The organism is Bradyrhizobium sp. B124, assembly GCF_038967635.1.
Lineage (GTDB): Bacteria > Pseudomonadota > Alphaproteobacteria > Rhizobiales > Xanthobacteraceae > Bradyrhizobium.
Genome location: NZ_CP152413.1, coordinates 2,957,422 through 2,973,654, shown reverse-complemented (window position 1 = coordinate 2,973,654; position 16,233 = coordinate 2,957,422). Strand labels below are relative to the sequence as shown.

At 65.2% G+C, this 16,233-nt stretch carries 16 protein-coding genes; 3 read left to right on the top strand and 13 right to left on the bottom strand.

What is annotated here, in order from left to right; translation table 11 throughout:
* Window positions 1-296: 296 nt before the first annotated feature.
* From AAFG13_RS14405 to AAFG13_RS14395, 3 genes are all read right to left on the bottom strand, one after another.
* Complete coding sequence (locus AAFG13_RS14405; protein WP_212310520.1) at window positions 297-989, bottom strand: OmpA family protein; 693 nt, start codon at window positions 987-989, stop codon at window positions 297-299.
* Window positions 986-1,399: a hypothetical protein gene (locus tag AAFG13_RS14400; protein WP_092115892.1), complete on the bottom strand. Its 414-nt coding sequence runs from the start codon at window positions 1,397-1,399 to the stop codon at window positions 986-988. The genes AAFG13_RS14405 and AAFG13_RS14400 overlap by 4 nt, the downstream gene beginning before the upstream one ends.
* 89 nt (window positions 1,400-1,488) lie before the next feature.
* Window positions 1,489-4,092: a UvrD-helicase domain-containing protein gene (locus AAFG13_RS14395; RefSeq protein ID WP_342712401.1), complete on the bottom strand. Its 2,604-nt coding sequence runs from the start codon at window positions 4,090-4,092 to the stop codon at window positions 1,489-1,491.
* 293 nt (window positions 4,093-4,385) lie between these two features.
* Here AAFG13_RS14395 and AAFG13_RS14390 point away from each other — a divergent pair, with 293 nt between their 5' ends.
* Window positions 4,386-4,559 carry a DUF1328 domain-containing protein gene (locus AAFG13_RS14390; RefSeq protein WP_212310518.1) on the top strand — a complete coding sequence of 58 codons (174 nt, stop codon included), beginning with the start codon at window positions 4,386-4,388 and terminating at the stop codon, window positions 4,557-4,559.
* Between the two features lie 11 nt (window positions 4,560-4,570).
* On the opposite strand, the gene AAFG13_RS14385 is transcribed toward AAFG13_RS14390, so the two are convergent.
* Window positions 4,571-5,059: a thioesterase family protein gene (locus tag AAFG13_RS14385; RefSeq protein ID WP_342713336.1), complete on the bottom strand. Its 489-nt coding sequence runs from the start codon at window positions 5,057-5,059 to the stop codon at window positions 4,571-4,573.
* 160 nt (window positions 5,060-5,219) lie between these two features.
* Here AAFG13_RS14385 and AAFG13_RS14380 point away from each other — a divergent pair, with 160 nt between their 5' ends.
* Window positions 5,220-6,644, top strand: coding sequence for an FAD-linked oxidase C-terminal domain-containing protein (locus AAFG13_RS14380; RefSeq protein WP_342712400.1), 1,425 nt, complete (start codon window positions 5,220-5,222; stop codon window positions 6,642-6,644).
* 32 nt (window positions 6,645-6,676) lie between these two features.
* The gene (locus AAFG13_RS14375) at window positions 6,677-7,069 is read left to right on the top strand and encodes a hypothetical protein (protein WP_342712398.1); all 393 of its coding nucleotides are present in this window, start codon (window positions 6,677-6,679) and stop codon (window positions 7,067-7,069) included.
* A gap of 127 nt (window positions 7,070-7,196) precedes the next feature.
* Here AAFG13_RS14375 and AAFG13_RS14370 read toward each other — a convergent pair whose 3' ends face one another.
* From AAFG13_RS14370 to AAFG13_RS14330, 9 genes are all read right to left on the bottom strand, one after another.
* Window positions 7,197-8,885 carry a SulP family inorganic anion transporter gene (locus tag AAFG13_RS14370; RefSeq protein WP_342712397.1) on the bottom strand — a complete coding sequence of 563 codons (1,689 nt, stop codon included), beginning with the start codon at window positions 8,883-8,885 and terminating at the stop codon, window positions 7,197-7,199.
* Between the two features lie 162 nt (window positions 8,886-9,047).
* Entirely contained in the window at window positions 9,048-10,037 is a 990-nt protein-coding gene (locus tag AAFG13_RS14365; RefSeq protein ID WP_342712396.1) for a hypothetical protein, read from the bottom strand.
* Window positions 10,038-10,057: 20 nt separating this feature from the next.
* Window positions 10,058-10,843 (bottom strand): DNA-binding domain-containing protein, encoded by a 786-nt coding sequence (locus AAFG13_RS14360; RefSeq protein ID WP_342712395.1) that lies wholly within the window; start codon window positions 10,841-10,843, stop codon window positions 10,058-10,060.
* Window positions 10,840-11,739 (bottom strand): DUF692 domain-containing protein, encoded by a 900-nt coding sequence (locus AAFG13_RS14355; RefSeq protein WP_342712393.1) that lies wholly within the window; start codon window positions 11,737-11,739, stop codon window positions 10,840-10,842. The genes AAFG13_RS14360 and AAFG13_RS14355 overlap by 4 nt, the downstream gene beginning before the upstream one ends.
* 103 nt (window positions 11,740-11,842) lie before the next feature.
* Complete coding sequence (locus AAFG13_RS14350) at window positions 11,843-12,100, bottom strand: hypothetical protein (RefSeq protein ID WP_021077200.1); 258 nt, start codon at window positions 12,098-12,100, stop codon at window positions 11,843-11,845.
* 184 nt (window positions 12,101-12,284) lie between these two features.
* Entirely contained in the window at window positions 12,285-12,548 is a 264-nt protein-coding gene (locus tag AAFG13_RS14345; RefSeq protein WP_342712391.1) for a hypothetical protein, read from the bottom strand.
* Between the two features lie 302 nt (window positions 12,549-12,850).
* Window positions 12,851-14,641 (bottom strand): DUF255 domain-containing protein, encoded by a 1,791-nt coding sequence (locus AAFG13_RS14340; protein WP_342712390.1) that lies wholly within the window; start codon window positions 14,639-14,641, stop codon window positions 12,851-12,853.
* Between the two features lie 97 nt (window positions 14,642-14,738).
* On the bottom strand, window positions 14,739-15,203 hold the full coding sequence (locus AAFG13_RS14335) for a DoxX family protein (protein ID WP_342712389.1): 465 nt from the start codon (window positions 15,201-15,203) through the stop codon (window positions 14,739-14,741).
* 135 nt (window positions 15,204-15,338) lie between these two features.
* Window positions 15,339-16,070, bottom strand: coding sequence for a cytochrome c biogenesis protein CcdA (locus AAFG13_RS14330; protein ID WP_212310509.1), 732 nt, complete (start codon window positions 16,068-16,070; stop codon window positions 15,339-15,341).
* Window positions 16,071-16,233 lie beyond the last annotated feature (163 nt).

The following is a 16,233-nucleotide window of genomic DNA, read 5'->3' as shown; positions in this document are numbered from 1 at the left end:
GCTTGCGGGCAGGGCCATCGCATACGGCGCTTGCGGCTTCTGCAACTGACGTGTCCACGTATCGTGGCCTATCGAACGAGGCTGATGGCCTGCCGCCTTAGGGGCGCACGGCCAAAATATCGAAAACAACCCCATGCAAAGGAGCCGGCGGCTGGCGGCGGACATTGCAATTTGACCAGTCGGGCAAATCAGCGGTACTCTTCTAGTATTCCGAAGTCGTGGAGGCGCCCTTCGCTCCGGGGCCATCGCATATGGGCGGGAGGGGACGCAGTTCCGACGCCCGCTATTCAATCCAATCAGTGCCGCTTCGCCGGTTTCGCCGGCTTCTTGGCGGCCGCCGCCGGGGCGGGGTGCGCGGGCGGCGCGGTATCGGCGACCTTGCCGACCAGCATGATCTGCACCTGGTTGTTGACCGGCGCGTTGGGGCGGGCGGGGTCGAGCAATTGCTCTTCGCCGAGTCCGACCGACTGCAGGCGCTTCGCCGTGATCTTGAAGGTGTTGACCAGGATGTCGCGGATCGCGTCGGCGCGCCGCTGGCTCAGCAGCACGTTGTTCTCGCGCCGTCCGGTCGATTCGATGTGACCGACGATCAGGAACGTATACGGCAACAGCGAAGCGTGCGTCAGCGCATCGGCAATGCGCCCGACGGACTGGTAGGAGTCGGGCAGCACGATCGGCGTGTCGACATCGAACTGGATGTCGGCATTGAATGTCGGCAGGTTGGTCAGGTCGGGGGCGATCGGCGGCCGCTTTTGCGGCGGAGGCTCGTTCTTCGATCGCGACCGCGATCGTTCGAGCACTTGCTGGCGCAATGCGGGGACGTCGATCGTTGCGTCCGTCTCGTAGTGATTGAGCTTGGCGATGACGTCGTCGCGCGTGATGGCGGTCTGCGCCTGTGCAGGGGCGAGCGACATCGCCAGCAAGACCAGCGTGCCGAGCACGGCCAAAAGGTCAAGTTCGCGCAAGCCTCGCGTCTTCAGGCGCATCATTGATACCCCGCGTCATTGATCGCCTGGGCGCAATTGCGGCTGAGGCCCTTGGCGCCGACGAGGCAGGGCACCGATTTGCTGGTCTCCTTGGTCGAGCCGCCGCAGACCTTGACGATCTCGCGGGTGCATACGTTGGCAACGGTCACGCGCGCCGCGATCCGCTTCTGGATCGCATCGAGGGTGGAGAAATAGCTCTCCTTGCACTGCGGCGAGATCACGTCGCGGTTGCGCGACAGGCACTCCTTGAGGCGGGTGGAGTCGAGATTGACGCCGCGGCAATTGGCGGTGATGTCTGCGCCGCAGGCCTTGGCGAGCTGCGCTGCGGAATCGCCAAAGCTGATCGTCTCCGCGACCGCCAGCGACGGCGCAGTGAGCGCAATGACAAAAAGGAAAAACCCACCCCGGACCATGCGGCCATCTCAACCCGTGAAATCAGCGATGGTCAAGGGCTACGAACAGAGAAGGCCGCCAAGGAAGGTCGGAAAGGAAGGCCGCTATCTCACGCCCGTTCCACAAAGCTGTCGACGACCTTCTTCTCGCCGGCCTTTTCGAAGGCGATGGTCAGCTTGTTGCCGTCGACTTTCACCACATGGCCGTAGCCGAATTTCTGGTGAAACACCCGGTCATCCAGTGAAAATTCCGACACCGCGCCGGTGGATTTGGCCACCAGCTCGCCCTCGATCACCATGGGGCCGCGCTTGGTGCGGCTGAAGCTGTCGGACGAAAAGGAGGACTGCCGCTCCTCGAAGCCGCCTCCGCCGCTGCGCCCCCCGCCGCCGCGATTGCGGTTGGCCTGGGCACGCTGCCAGCCCGGGGTCGAATAGCTCGAGCCGAATGATTCGAGGTTGTCGAAGCGCGAGGCGCCATAGCCGCCGCTGCCACCCCAGCCCGATCCGCCCTTGGATTCGGTGATCTCGACATTGTGCGCCGGCAGCTCGTCGAGGAAGCGCGACGGGATCGTGGTCGACCAGGTGCCATGGATGCGGCGGTTGGTCGCGAAATAGATTTTGGCGCGGCGGCGGGCGCGGGTCAGCCCGACATGGGCGAGGCGGCGCTCCTCCTCGAGCCCGGCGCGGCCCTGTTCGTCCAGCGTGCGCTGGCTCGGGAACAGGCCTTCCTCCCAGCCCGGCAGGAACACGTTGTCGAATTCGAGGCCCTTGGCCGAATGCAGCGTCATCAGCGACACGGCTTCGTCGCCGGCCTCGCCGTCGCGGTCCATCACCAGCGAGATATGTTCGAGAAACCCTTGCAGGTTCTCGAATTCCTCCATCGAACGCACCAGCTCCTTGAGGTTGTCGAGCCGGCCCGCGGCGTCCGCCGAGCGGTCCTTCTGCCACATCTCGGTATAGCCGCTCTCGTCGAGCACGATCTCGGCGAGCTCGGTATGCGAGGTGACCTCGCGCTGGGCGCGCCAGCGGTCGAACTGCATGACGAGATCGCGCAACGAGCCGCGCGCCTTCGGCTTCAGCTCGTCGGTCTCGACCACGGCACGCGCCGCCTCGAACAGCGGGATGCGGCGCTTGCGGGCATGGTCGTGCAGCAGCTGTACGGTGGCATCGCCGAGCCCCCGTTTGGGCACGTTGACGATGCGCTCGAAGGCGAGGTCGTCGGCAGGCGAGTTGATGGTGCGCAGATAGGCCAGCGCATCGCGGATTTCGGCGCGCTCGTAGAATCTGGGGCCGCCGATCACGCGGTAGGGCAGGCCGAGCGTAACGAAGCGGTCTTCGAACTCGCGCATTTGGAACGAGGCACGGACCAGGATGGCGACGTTGTTGAGGTTTTCGCCTGCGCGCTGCAGCTCTTCGAGCTCCTCGCCGATCGCGCGCGCTTCCTCTTCCGAATCCCAGGAGCCGGTGACGGTGACCTTCTCGCCGTCGACATCCTCGGTGCGCAGCGTCTTGCCGAGCCGGCCCTCATTGTGCGCGATCAGATGCGATGCCGCAGCCAGGATGTGGCCGGTGGAGCGGTAATTGCGTTCGAGGCGGATCACCTTGGCGCCGGGGAAATCGTGGTCGAAGCGCAGGATGTTGTCGACCTCGGCGCCGCGCCAGCCATAGATCGACTGGTCGTCGTCGCCGACACAGCAGATGTTTTTGAGCGGACCATTCTCCGTCATTCCGGGATCCGCCGCAGGCGCAGACCCGGAATCTCGAGATGAGTCCTCTTCTCCTCGAGATTCTCCGGTGCGCAATTGCGCACCAGAGTTCGCATCTTCGATGCGCCCCGGAACGACGGGAGAATTGACGGCACCCGGAATGACATCAGCGAGCGATCGCCCCGGCCGCGACGGCGCCTGCGACAGCAGCCGCAGCCAAAGATACTGCGCTACGTTGGTGTCTTGGTACTCGTCGACCAGGATGAACTTGAAGCGGTTCTGGTACTGCCGCAGCACGTCAGGATTTTCGCGAAACAGCCTGATATTTTCGAGCAGGAGATCGCCGAAATCGGCCGCGTTGAGGATCTTCAGCCGCTCCTGGTAGGTCGCGTAGATCTTGCCGCCCTTGCCGTTGCCGAACGAGGCGGCTTCGCCCGCCGGCACCTGTGACGGCGACAGCCCGCGGTTCTTCCAGCTGTCGATCAGGCCGGCGAGCATCCGCGCCGGCCAGCGCTTGTCGTCGATGTTCTCGGCCTGCAACAGTTGCTTCAGCAGCCGCACCTGGTCGTCGACGTCGAGCACCGTGAAGTTGGATTTGAGCTGCACCAGCTCGGCATGGATGCGCAGGATACGGCCGCCGATCGAGTGGAAGGTGCCGAGCCACGGCATGCCCTCGACCGCCTGGCCCAGCATCTGGCCGAGCCGCAGCTTCATCTCGCGCGCCGCCTTGTTGGTGAAGGTCACCGACAGGATTTCCTGCGGCCGCGCGCGGCCCTGGCTCAGGATGTGCGCGATGCGCGTGGTCAGCACGCGGGTCTTGCCGGTGCCGGCGCCGGCGAGCACCAGTACGGGGCCGTCGAGCGTCTCGACCGCCTCACGCTGCTCCGGATTGAGGCCGTTGAGATATTGCGGAGCGCCGGCCGCAGCCCGCGCACGCGCGGCGATGCCGCCAGCCACCGGCTGGTGCTCGGGAACGCCGTGATGGGGCAGTTTGCTCGGCTCGGTCATTGGCGAATCGTCTCGGCCCCACGATGGCACCGTGGGACGGTGAAGGGGAGCCTTCTTAACAGGGATTGAAGGCCATATAGGGCCTGATCGGCCGTTTTGACAGGTTTTATCGCCGCCGCCTGGAACGGTTTTGGCAGCAGTGCACAACCGGCCCGGTTCCTGAAATCGGCGAAAATTTCCCGGTTTCGCGATCAGGAACCAGCGTTTCCCCGCAGGATTGTTTCAACAAATGCGGCGCCGGCTAAACGCCCGCGCCAGGAATCGAACAAGGAAACGAAGCGAGAGGTTTGATCATGTTGAGCTGGGTCGTCACATTCCTGGTCGTCGCCCTGATCGCGGGCATTTTGGGCTTCGGCGGCATCGCCGGCGCCTCGATCGAAATCGCCAAGGCGATCTTCTTCATCGCCATCATCCTGTTCCTGGTGTCGGCGGTGGTCGGATTGGCGCGCGGCCGCACGAGGGTATAGCGAAGGGCTCGTTATTTCTTCGAGGGCATCGCCACGTTGCGGCCGATGCCCTCGGGACGCGACACACCCGCATAGCTATCCACGATCTTCTGAATGCGAGTGCGGATGTCAGGTGGAAACGGCGCCACCTTGCGCGCCTCCATGTCGATATGCAGCGTGAGGTTTTCCGAAGTCGCGGAAAGCCAGCCTTCGGTGGCGTGGCGCAGCTCCTCGAACGTGTGCAGCCGCTTCTCGTCGGCGCCGAGCAGGAAGACTTGGACCTGCACGGGATCGCCGAGATGGATTTCCCGCAAGTAGCGGACGTGGCACTCGGCGGTGAAGGTCGAGCACTGCCGCTCCTTCATGTAGGCCGGCCCGATGCCGAGCTGCAGCCACATCTCGTCGATGGCACGGTCGAACATCACATTGTAGTAGGCCATGTTGAGGTGGCCGTTATAATCGATCCATTGCGGCTCGATCTGCATCACGGAAGATTTGAACGGGGCGGCCGGTAGTGGCATCTCGCTCGTGGCAGTCGCTGAAGTCATCATCCATCCCCGGTCCGTTGGCGTTCGAGCATGAACTTTTCTGTGACTCCCGCGTCCACTTTTTCAAGTCAGGCTCTCTTGACCCCTTATACAAGCTTTGCCACGGTCGGCTAAAGCCGGGAGGAAATTCGACGTGGCGACAACGATTTCGAGCAATCTGACGCGACCTGAGCCGGAGGCCCTGAAGCGCGCGATCGACGCGCTGGCGGCGCGGTTCGGCAACCGGCTCGTGACGTCTTTAGCCGTGCGCGAGCAGCACGCCCATACCACCACCTGGCTGCCGACCCAGCCGCCCGACGCAGTGGTGATGGCGCAGGAAACCGCCGACATCCAGGACGTGGTGCGGATCTGCGCCGCCAATGGCGTGCCCGTCATCGCGTTCGGTACCGGAACTTCGCTGGAAGGCCAGGTCAACGCGCCCGCCGGCGGCGTCTGCATCGACCTGCGCGACATGAACAAGGTGCTCGCGGTGCATGCCGAGGACCTCGACTGTGTGATCCAGCCCGGTGTGACCCGCAAGGCGCTGAACGAGCATCTGCGCGACCAGGGCCTGTTCTTCCCGATCGATCCCGGCGCCGATGCCTCGCTCGGCGGCATGACCTCGACCCGCGCCTCCGGCACCAACGCGGTGCGCTACGGCACCATGCGCGAGAACGTGCTGGCGCTGAAGGTGGTGCGCGGCGACGGCGAGATCATCACGACCGGCACGCGCGCCAAGAAGTCGTCGGCCGGTTACGACCTGACGCATCTGTTCATCGGCGCCGAAGGCACGCTCGGCATCATCTCCGAACTGACCATCCGCCTCCGCGGCATCCCCGACACGATCGCGGCCGCCGCCTGTTCGTTCGAGACGGTGCGCGGCGCGTGCCAGGCCACCATCCTCGCGATCCAGACCGGCATCCCGGTCGCTCGGATCGAGCTGCTCAATGCCGCGCAGGTGAAGGCCTGCAACAATTATTCGAAGCTGTCGCTGCCGGAGACGCCGCTGCTGCTCTTGGAATTCCACGGCAGCGAGGTCGAGGTCGCCGAGCAGTCGAAGAATTTCCGCGACATCGCCGCCGAGTGCGGCGGTGGTGAGTTCACCTGGACCACCAAGCCGGAGGACCGCACCAAGCTGTGGCAGGCCCGGCACGATGCCTATTGGTCGGTCAAGGCGATCCGTCCCGGCGACAGCATCGGCGTGGTCGCAACCGACGTCTGCGTGCCGATCTCGCGGCTTGCCGACTGCGTCACCGAGACCGAGGACGATCTGAAGCGGCTCAATTTGCTGTCGCCGATCGTCGGCCATGTCGGCGACGGCAATTTCCACTGCTCGCTGGTCTGCGACATCAACAACAGCGACGAGATGGCGCGCGGCGAGGAGTTCATGCATCGGCTGGTCGAACGGGCGCAGGCGATGGGCGGCACCTGCACCGGCGAGCACGGCATCGGCCAGGGCAAGCAGAAATATCTGAAGGCAGAGCTCGGCCCGGAGGCGCTCGACGCGATGCGGGCGCTGAAGCAGGCGCTCGATCCGCAGAATATCTTCAATCCCGGCAAGATCGTTCCTGCGGCTTAACCGATCGGATATTCCGGCCACAGGGCGTTGCAATGTCGTGGTTCAGCAAGGCCAAGCGGAAGGATATCTGGGACGATCCCGTGGTGCAGCCGCTCGGCGACATCGAGGCTGCGCAGCGGATTCGTGCGATCTGCCGCGATGCGTCCGGCTGCGCCGAGGCGATCGGCTCGCCCGGCAAGCGCTCGCCGGAGAAGCAGCAGATCGAGCGCGATCGCTACGAGCGTGCCGCCAAGGTCGCGATGCAGACCGCGATGAAGATCTCCGACGAGCTGGTGCGGGATTCCGCGGTGCGCGAGATCGTCGGCCTCTGCATGAAGGCCAACAACATCAAGACCGGGCGGGCGCTGTTCCGCGCCATCCACGCCGGCTCGATCAAGGCCGAGGTGCTGAAGGAGCATCCGACGCTCGAGGGCGAGCAGGCTTGAGTTGAAGGCGAGTCCCAGTAGCCCGGATGGAGCGAAGCGCAATCCGGGAGAGTTCATCAACGCGCGAAAGAATCCCGGATTGCGCTTCGCTTCATCCGGGCTACGCAGCTCCCGATCTCACCAATTTTTAGCTCTGCGCGCCCAGCGTGCGGACCGCTTCATCGACGCTGTGGAAGACGTGGTCCCTCGGCAGGACGGTGTAGAGATCGAAGCGCTCGAACGCCTCCTGGGCGCGGGAGGATTCGAGCCGCGCCACGGCCACGGTCAGGCCGTCATCGCGGCACTCGCGAAACAGGTCGCGCAGCGCTTGTGCCGCCGTGAAGTCGATCTCGATCATGCCGCTGGCCTCGATCACCAGCAACCGCGGCTTGGGCGTCGCGCGGCCGATGGTCTTGAGCACGCCGCTGTGAAAACCTTCCGCGTTGAGGAACGACAAAGGCGCCTGCAGGCCGACCACGGCAGTGCCGGGCCTGCGCTCGCCGGTGACGTGCGGGCCGGTCGGCCACCAGATCGTGGTGCCGGGCACGTGGACGAGCTCCACCAGCTGGCCCTGCGTCGTGGTCCAGATGCCGTGCAGCAGCGACAGCGCGATGCCGACCGCGACGCCTTGCTCGATCGGCAGCACGATGATCGCGGCGGCCGTCGCCACCACCAGCAGGAATTCGTAGAACGACTGGCGGAAGATCGTGACGATCTGATTTACGCGGATGATGCGCAGCGCGACAAACAGCAGCACGCCGCCGAGCGCCGCGTCGGGCACGTGCTGCAGCAGCGTCGCGCCGAACGCCAACAGCGCGAGCACGATGGCCGCGGCAAACATCCCGGCGAGCTGCGTGCGTCCGCCGGTCTCCGAGACGATGCCGGTGCGCGGCGGGCTGGCGTTGACGGGGAAGGCGCCGAACAGGCCGGCGAGCAGGCTGCCGGCACCGGCGCCGAGGAAGTCGCGGTCGACGTCGGCCGGCTTGTCCGGATCTGATAGAAACGAACGCGTCGTCGCCGCGGTCTGCACCATGACGACAATGGCGATCAGGATCGCCAGCGACAACAATTTGATCCATCGCTCCGGCGCGATGTCCGGAAACGATGGTGTCGGCAGCGACCCGGGCACGGTGCCGACCACCTTGACGCCCTTGCTTTCGAGATGGCCGGCGACAACCGCGATGGTGGCCACGACAAGGCCGATCAGCGCGCCCGGAATCCGCGCGCTGATCTTCTCCGATCCGGCAACCAGCGCCAGCACGCCAAGGCCGATCGCCAGCGTGTAGAAGTTGGTCTGGCCGATCTTCTCGGCGAGGACCCCGAGCTTGTAGAGCGTCGGCCCGTCCGGCGTGGTCAGGCCGAGCACGCCGGGCAGCTGCGAGACCAGGATGTGGACGGAAATGCCGGCGAGGAAGCCGACCGTCACCGGCGTCGACAGCAGATTGGCGATCCAGCCGAGCTTGAACAGGCCGCCCGCGATCATGATCGCGCCGACCATCAGCGCCAGTGCCATCGCCAGCGACTGATAGTCGGGTGTCCCAGCGGTCGCCATCAGCGCCAGGCCGGCCGCGAAGATCGGCGTGATCGTGGAATCGGCGCCGCAGGACAGGAAGCGGTTGGCGCCGAACATCGCAAAGCCGAGCGAGCCGGCCATGAAGGCGAAGAAGCCGATCTGCGGCGAGAACCCGCCGAGCCGCGCGGTCGCCATTTGCTCGGGGATCGCGATCGCGGCGAGCGTCAGCCCGGCGATCAGATCGCCCGGCAAGTCGCCCGGCCGGAACGCGCTGAGTGAACGGAAGATCGGCCAGTTGGCGCGTGTCTGATGAACGTCGGCCATCGGTCTCCCGTGAGGATTGCGGCGATTCGCCGATAGTCCGACATCGCGCCGGCAAAATCCAGCGCAGTTGGGCCGTGTGCAGCCGCGAAGCGGGTTGCTACAGCATGATCCGGAAAAGTGCGAAGCGGTTTTCCGAACAGATCATGCTCAAGAAAGCGCGCTTCAGCGCGCGCGTGCTTCGGTGATCGCCTTGCGGATATCGGCCAGCGGTGCGCGGTCGTCGAATTCGACGCTGTCGCCCTGCAGCCTGACGCCGAGGTCGCGCCACAGCGCGGCGAGATCGGGCGTCACCGCCTTCGATCCCCATTCGCCGTGCAGCCGCGTCAGCACGTCGACGCCGACCACCCTGTCGGCGGTCGAGAGCACCCGCGCGATCGGCCAGTCCTTCTCGTGATTGCCGCCAGCGGCGAGCACGCCGCGCATCGCATCCTGCAGGCCGAATTTGTTGCCGGTGCGCTTGCGGATCTCGACATCGGCGAACAGGCAGAACATCGCGCCGCCCCAGTATTTCCGGCCCCAGGTGTCGGTATGGTCGAGGCCCTCGTCGCCGGCCTGCGGCAGGCCCTTGGGCATGTCGCGCAGCATCGCCAGCCAGATCTCGCGCGCCGTGAGATCGCCGGCCTGCACCCGCGCGACCGGCTCGACATAGACCGCAAGCCCTTCCGACAGCCAGGCATAGCGGTCGTCGAGATCGGGCAGGGCGGTGTGCACCATCTCGTGCACGATCACCCAGTCGCGCTTGAGATCGCCGGTGCCCGCGTCGCGGCCGATCGGCAGCCGGATCGCAGCGCCGCGATAGCCCCATGTGGTGCCGCCGCGAACGCGCGAACCGTCGACCGGCACGATCAAGAGCCGCAACGAGCTGACGGGAAACCGGCCGTAATAGATCGAGACCGCGCGGGCGGACGCCTTGATCCAGTCGAATATCCTGTCCTTCGGCAGCGCCATCTCGCCGGGTGCGAACCCAACATGGATGGTGGCGCCGGCGACGTCGAGATCGGTCTTGGGCAGCCGGTCGAAGGCGTCGTAAGGCATGCCCTCGCCGCGCATGAACTCGGACTGCGCCTTGACGTGACACGATGCGATGCCGATGAGGATTGCCGCGACCAGCATCGCGGCGGCGATTACGCGATATGTCGGGATGCTCTTCATCGCGTCATGCCGCGGGCCCTCTATTTGCGGATGGAAGCCGCCATTAGAAGTCCCGCCGTGATCCAGCCATGCAGATAGCCGGCGCCGCGCGCTGCCGCATTGTCGGGATCGTCGTAGGTCGCGAGCATCTCGCAGAGCACGCCGAACGGAACGCCATCGGAGGCTTCGTCCCACATCATCGCTTCCTCCGTCGGCAGCTCGCGGAACATCGACGTGGTGTCCTGACGCCAGATCAGGAGACGCGCGGGTTCGGCGAGCGTCTCCGCCTCGGACGGCGTCTCGTCGTTCTTCAGTGCCATCCAGACCGCTGCGGCATTGGTCGACAGGTCGAGCCTCGCAGCGCTCGGATGCGGCTGGAACACCAGGTCGTTCCATTGCTCGGGCGCGAAACCGGCCATCGCCTCCAGCGCCAGCACGGCGCCTTCAGCGGCGTCGAAGGCGTCGTTCAATGCCTTCTCCAGCGCGGCGAGGTCGGCGAGCACCGGATGGTTGCTGTACGGTGGGGTGGCCTTCAGGAAGTCCGGCAATCCCTGCGAGAACCAGCGCAGGTTCGGGTGCTCGGACGGCCGTGCCTTGACGTAGGCATGGCCCATCTCGTCGAACATCTCGTCGCCGAGATAGCGATGCAGCAGCTCGTGGTCGTTGCGCATCGCCTCGACCAGCCGCGAGCCGTAGGCATGGCGATAAACGCCGAACAGCGTGGCGCGCGTCTCCTTGGGGCTGTCGAGGATTTCGGTCAGGATGCCGTCGTCGCCGCTGAGGATGGCGTGCTGAAACTCGCTCTGCTGGCGCGCGAAGTCGCTCATGCCGCCGGCGTGCCCACGGGCAGCACCTGCTCGGCGATCTCGCGGGTGCGGTCGACCTCGTGCAGCAATTCGTCGAGCGGCGGGATGTTGTCGTCGCGCTCGATCATGGTCGAGACGCGTCCGAACCGCTTCAAGGCCGCAACATAGAGGTCCCAGACATCCTCGCACACCGGATGGTCGTGTGTGTCGATGATGTGGGTGCCCATATGGCTGTGGCCCGCCATGTGGAATTGCACCACGCGATCGGCGGGAATGCCGTTGAGGAAGGCCATCGGATCGTAGCCGTGGTTGAAGGCGCTGACATAGACATTGTTGATGTCGAACAGCAGCCAGCAGCCGGAGCGGCGCGACAGCTCGGAGAGGAATTCCCACTCCGTCATCTCGGAATTGTTGAACTGCACATAGGTCGAGACATTCTCGAGCACGATGGCGCGGCCGAGGAAATCCTGCACCAGCTGCACCCGGCTCACGACGTGATCGAGCGCCTCCTGCGTATAGGGGATCGGCAGCAGATCGTGCAGGTTCTTGCCGTGCACGCCTGTCCAGCACAGATGGTCGGACACCCATTTCGGCTGCACGCGCGTTGCGAGGTCCTTCAGGCCTTGCAGATAGTCGAAGTTCGGCGGCGCGGTGGAGGCGATCGACAGCGAGACGCCGTGCATCACCACGGGATAGCGCGTGCAGATCCGGTCGAGAATGCGCAGCGGCTGGCCGCCCGGCAGCATGTAGTTCTCGCTGATCACCTCGAACCAGTCGATCGGCGGATTGCCGTTCAATATCTCGTCGTAGTGCTGGGCACGCAGGCCGAGGCCGAAGCCGAGGAAGGGCGGCTTGGCCGACTGCAGCGGGCGCTCTGCGAGCACCGACTTGTCCGGTGATCGGCTCGCAACGTTCATGGCGGCTCCGCGCTTCCGGCGCCAGGATCGTGGCGCCCAACTTAAAAGAACTATCATGGAAACGAGGCCCGGCCTACACCGGGCCCCGCTTGGTCCGATCCGTTCACCCGGCCTTGAACTTGCCCTTCGCCGCGGTGCAGTCGGCCTTCGTCATCTCCGCAAAGCCCTGGCCCTTGCAGGCATTCTGACCCTTGCAGGCGTGGTTGCCGCCCTTGCAGGCGCTCTGGCCCTTGCAGGCATTGGCGCCAACGCATTTGCCTTCGCTCGCAGCGTAGGACTGCGTCGACACCACGGCTCCGGCCAGGAAAAGCGTCGCTGCAGCGGCGGCGAGGGTGGCACCGGACTTGGTTGTAAGCTTCATGGGCGTCTCCTTGTGCAAGATGGTTGAAGGTGCGCCGCCCGCAAGCCGTGTGAGTTGGCCGAAGGCTGCACCCAAAGTTAGCTACGGATGTGGTCTGCTTTGGTTACCAATGCCGGGATCATTTATCCGCGCCTTGGCGTGAGAAGGCCCGGCGCGGTCGCCGGGCCTTCCTGGGGCGATGCGATCAGCCCTTGACGAACTTGCCGCCCGTCGCGTTGCACTGCTTTTCCGAGCTCAGCGAGAAGCCGGTGCCCTTGCAGGCGTTCAGGCCCTTGCAGGAATTCGCGCCGCCCTTGCAGGCGCTCTGGCCCTTGCAGGCATTGCCGGCCATGCACTTGCCCATGGCGGCATTCGCGGGCGTCGAGGTGGTCGAAACCACGGAGCCGGCGAGGAACAGGGTGGCCGCAGCGACGGCGAGCGTTGCGCCGGACTTCGAACTCAACTTCATGACGATCTCCTCGGTGATTGTTTGAAAGCAAAGAACATGGCCCGTGAGCATCCTTCGATCGTTCGATCCCGGACCGCACAACGGGTGGATATTCGGAGAGCAATCAGATCGCAGGGTTCCCGCGATTTGAGTGCTCGTCCAAGATCAGCTACGGGGTATCAGGCGATTTGGTTACAGCGTTTCAAAAGAAAATCTTGTTTGGGCCGGGTCTGACGCCTGCTCCATGTCAAACACCGTCGGCCAAAGAGTATTTCATTGCGCCGGGCCGATCGGTTTGCTGCATCGCACTGTGCGCATTTTAATCAGTTTTGCGCGGCGCGTGCCGGCTTCAGCTTCGCCATCTGCGCCACGTTCGCCTGCAATTCCTCGGCACTGAACGCCGGGAACGAGCAGATGCGGTTGCTGCACGCAAAGGCCGCGGGCTCGCCGAGGTCCGGATAGTCGACGTCCGGGTTGGGCAGCTTGCCCTCGCGCGGGTCGAGCCATTCGAGCCGCTTGTAGCGGGCGGGCAGCGCGCGGGCGATCGTATGCAGGCGTTGCGCGCGGCCGTCGTCCTTGTGTCCGACGATGGTGACATGCGTCGGCTCCGTGGCCAGCCCCTCATCGGCGAGCAGCACGCCGGGCATCGGCCGCGGCGTCTCGTCCGAAGCCGCGCCGAGATAGCGCATCGCATGCGCCGCCTGTTCGCGGGTGCCGTCGCTGCCGACATAGCGATTGAGCATGTTCATGAAGCGCGCGACCTGGATCTGGTCGTCGATCAGCTTGGCGGGCTTGGCGAAGACGCCGGCTTGGCCTTCCGACGTTTTCGAGGTGAAGAAGCCGCCGGCGTCGTCGCGGAACGTCGCGGCGAAGTCGCCGGCTTTCACCGCGGATGTCAGCCAGTCGCGATTGCCGGTCGCAGCGTACAGATCGAGCAGCGCCTGTCCCATCGCGATGGAGTCGCCGAGGAACGGGCCGCCGCGATCCTTGTCGCCATGGCGGAAGCCGCCGTCCGGCAGCGCGCGATTGGCGAGCACCCATTTGGCTGCGCGCTCGGCGATCGCAAGCGCCTTGGGATCGGCGCTCGCGTCGTAATAGGCGACGAGGCCCGAGATCGCCCAGCCGTTCTCGCGCGCATAGAGGTTCTTGTCGATGCGCGGCAGGCCGAGCTTGCGGCGCGCGGCATCATCAAGCGCATAATAGACGTGGCCGTCGACGTCATGATTGAGATCGGCGTCCTGGCTGACATAGAAGGCGCCGTCGGGGCTCAGCAGGACATCCGTCAGGTAACGCGCGACGTCGTGCGCGGCCGCGAGATATTTCGGATCCTTCCACTGCGCATAGGCCTGGCTGTACTGCCGCAGATATTGCGACTGGAACGAGATGATCTTCTCGAAATGCGGATGGCTCCAGGAGCCGGCCTCCGAATACTGGAACACGCCGCCCCACACCGGATCGATCAGCGCGACCGCGGCATCGAGCGTCTGCCTTGCGCGCTTTGTTGCCGTCGCGTCGCCGGCTTCGGCCCGGCTGATCGCAAGGTCGAGGCTGTCGGCGTCGATATATTTCTGGTTCTCGCCCCAGCCGCCGAGCTTGTCGTCGTAGGATTCGTCGAACGTCCTGGTCAGCTCAGCGCGTTGCGCCTTGCCGAGAAAGGCCGAGGTGGCGGGCTTGATCTCGAACGCCTCGCCGACCGACGGTCCCGGCGAGGGATCGTCGATAATGGCCTTGAGCAGCGCCTGCATCCGCTCGGGCTCGATATAGCCCCTGATCTTGGCGATCTCGCTGCCGTCGGGCGCGAACACGATGGTCGCGGGCCAGCCCCAATCGCCGTAGCGGCTCGACAGATCCGGATTGGCGTCCTGGTCGACGCGGACCGGGAGATATTTCGCTGCAAGCAGCTCCTGCACCTTGGGGTCGGCGTAGGTCGTCTTCTCCATCACGTGGCACCAGTGGCACCACACCGCTTCGAGATCGAGGATGACGAAGCGCTGCTCGGTCGTGGCGCGCGCGAACAGATCGTGGCTCCAGCCGGTCCATGCCGGGGCGTCCGCCGCGAGTGAGGGCGACGCGCTCAACGCCATGAGAATTGCGATGCTGCGGACAAGTCTCATGGCGCGCTCCCGGAGGCGAGGGTTGTCTGAGCTACGGGGCCGCCGGCATCGGGGCTCGCGATGTCACGGCATTGTGAGCCGGCCTTCCGGGCTAATCTCAGGTCGGCGCCTTCCGGCCCTCGACCGCGTTGACCAGCAGGCGGTCCAGCGAGGCGGCGCCGGGACCTGCGATCGCCAGCCACATGAAGGCGGCGAAGTAGGTCGCTTCCTCGAACCCGAGCAGGGTCTCCAGCGAGTCGACGTCGCCCCATTTCGCCGACTTGATCGCGACGATCATCACCACCGCGAGCATCGCGGCGGGGATGCGGGTGAACAGGCCGAGGATCAGCATCGCGCCGCCGAAGCATTCGACGCCGGACACGAACGGGGTGAGGATGGTCGGGAAGGGAATGCCCCAGCCCACGAAGTTCTCGGTGACCTGGGCGAGGTTGGTGAGCTTGCCCCAGCCGGCCAGCATGAAGGTGTAGCCGACGATGATCCGCATGATCAGCGGCCCGGCCCAGGAGAAATGCGAGGCGATCCGCGCCGGGAGCAGAATCAGCAGGTTGACGATGAAGTTCATGCGAAACCCTCCCAATATTCCGCCACGCAGCCTGCGCCGGCGTTCGGTGCGAACGCACGTCAACCGGCACGAGCCAAAAGCTACGGCCGCGTCATGGTGGGAGTTTCGCCTGACATGGCGGGCTTGTTACGGGCCCTAGCCGATATTTTGCAGCGCCGGGAAGGTTTCCAGCAGCCAGACGCTGACGCCGGACACCGCGCCGGTCAGGAAGCCGATGCCGGTGATCACCATCAGCACGCCCATCACGCGCTCGACGGTGTCGAGGTGGCGCTTCATCCGCGCGAACAGTGAGGAGAACTGCTCGACCAGAAAGGCGGCGACCAGGAAGGGGATGCCGAGCCCGGCGGAATACACCGCGAGCAGGCTGGCGCCCTTGGTCACCGTGGCCTCCGCGGCCGCAATCGAGAGGATCGCGGCGAGGATCGGCCCGATGCAGGGCGTCCAGCCGAAGGCGAACGCAAGCCCCATGACATAGGCGCCCCACAGCCCGACCGGCTTGGGTGCGGTCAGCCGCCCCTCGCGCATCAACAGGCCGATCCGGGTGATGCCGAGGAAGTGCAGGCCCATGATGATGATGACGATGCCGGCCAGGATCGAGAGCTCGGCCGACCAGGCGCGCACCAGCCCGCCGACGATCGACGCGCTGGCGCCGAGCGCCACGAACACGGTCGAGAAGCCGAGCACGAACATAACCGCCGAGATCATCACCGCGCGCTTGGAGGCCGCGGTGTCGCCGTCCTGGTTGACCTGCTCGATGGTCGCACCGGTCAGGTAGATCAGATAGGGCGGCACCAGCGGCAGCACGCAGGGCGACAGGAAGCTGACTAGACCGGCGATCAAGGCGGCCGGGATCGTGACGTCGTGCATCAAGGAACCTTCGAGGATAGCTGTCCTGTCTTGGCGTGTACGCTGCCAACAATCCAGAAGTTTCGTCGCAGATGCATTCAACTATGGTCACAGGCCCGTGTCCGGGGGCTGCGTTGCGTCCCGGGCTGGTGAAACAATCCCGGATATGTTCCGTAATGCGGTA